We start from the raw sequence: 1,368 nt of genomic DNA, 5'->3' as shown, positions 1-1,368 counted from the left end.
AATTCACTGTGTAATTTTGAAAGAACATTCTTTCAAAGAAAATAATCTGGTGATTATGGCTTGAAGGTAACACCCGTTCCCATGCCGAACACGAAGGTTAAGCTTCAAAGCGCTGATGGTACTGCAGGGGAGGCCCTGTGGAAGAGTAGGTCGTTGCCAGATGAAATTATATGGCTCGATAGCTCAGTCGGTAGAGCAGAGGACTGAAAATCCTCGTGTCCCTGGTTCGATTCCTGGTCGAGCCACCAGGAAAAACTAGCATTAGTGCTAGTTTTTTTATTATAAATATAAATAGACATATTATTAATGATATTGTAGGAAAAATAAGTTAGAGTATATATCTAACTTATTTTTTATATAATAAATATTTCAAGTTAAGAAGTGATTGGTACTGTCCATTAGCGCCATAGAACAGCCATTCCGGACATGAGCTGGATATTAAGATGGTGATTCTTTTTCTGTTATTGTCCTAATTATTTTTGATTTTGAGCGGGGCACACCTCCCTTTTTAATCTTCGTAGTTCCCGCAGAAATGAATTTTGTTATTTCAAAGGGAGTAATTCTTCTTTTATAGTTATTTCACTTTCCGAACCTTTAATTCTAGCGAAACTTTATTTTTCTATATCTCTAACACCTTCTGAACGGCATCTTACACTGCAATAATCAATACGGCTTTGACCTAACATCCTAGGGATGAATCCGTTTTCTATAAAAATATCTCTAGGAAGTTTTCCAGTACTATGTTTAGTAATAAATAATTCTTTAAATAAATCCTGATATGTAATTTGTTTTGAAGAAACGGTTTTAACATTTTTATTTCTAGATAAAATATATATTCCTACTTGTGTAAAATTACCATTTTATGTTTTCACCATTGAGACACCTCCAATTTTTTTATTATACTTGATTTAAATTGAACTATTATGTTAGATCTCAAAAACATATCCAAGAGTATCTTTACACGAAATATAGAGTATTTTATAAGATATAGTAGATAAATAAATATATATATTGAAAATCGTTGATTCTAGTCACAACTAGTAATTGTAAACATGATAAGATGTATCTTGTCGCTTAGGTGCTGAAGCACAAAGAGATGAAATTAGAAAGTTAATAAGTTTATATATGAAAACAACTTAGAAGCTTTCAAAAACAAATTTGAAAAAAGTTCTTGACAAAGAACAACAAATTTGATAAGATATAAAAGTCGCTGAGGCGAYGTGGTCTTTGAAAATTAAACAGAGAATTAACAAGAAACATTCTTGTAACAGCCAGTAAGATAAGGTAATAAACCTTGTCAATGAATTTGAGAAGAGATTAAACTTTAAAATTGAGAGTTTGATCCTGGCTCAGGACGAACGCTGGCGG

At 32.1% G+C, this 1,368-nt stretch carries 1 tRNA gene, 1 rRNA gene and 1 pseudogene; 2 read left to right on the top strand and 1 reads right to left on the bottom strand.

Annotation, left to right across the window (positions count from 1 at the left end):
• Window positions 1-45 precede the first annotated feature (45 nt).
• Both rrf and ACYUEW_RS18925 read left to right on the top strand, forming a co-directional pair.
• Window positions 46-162: ribosomal RNA gene (gene rrf, locus ACYUEW_RS18930) — 5S ribosomal RNA — on the top strand.
• 10 nt (window positions 163-172) lie between these two features.
• Window positions 173-248: transfer RNA gene (locus ACYUEW_RS18925), tRNA-Phe, on the top strand.
• Window positions 249-611: 363 nt separating this feature from the next.
• Here the strand turns inward: ACYUEW_RS18925 and ACYUEW_RS18920 are convergent.
• Window positions 612-845: pseudogene (locus ACYUEW_RS18920) on the bottom strand (HTH domain-containing protein); the annotation flags it as partial.
• Window positions 846-1,368 lie beyond the last annotated feature (523 nt).

Source organism: Clostridium sp. CTA-1, assembly GCF_054768215.1.
Note: the sequence above shows the minus strand (reverse complement) of the source record. Positions and strands in the feature narration are given on the sequence as shown.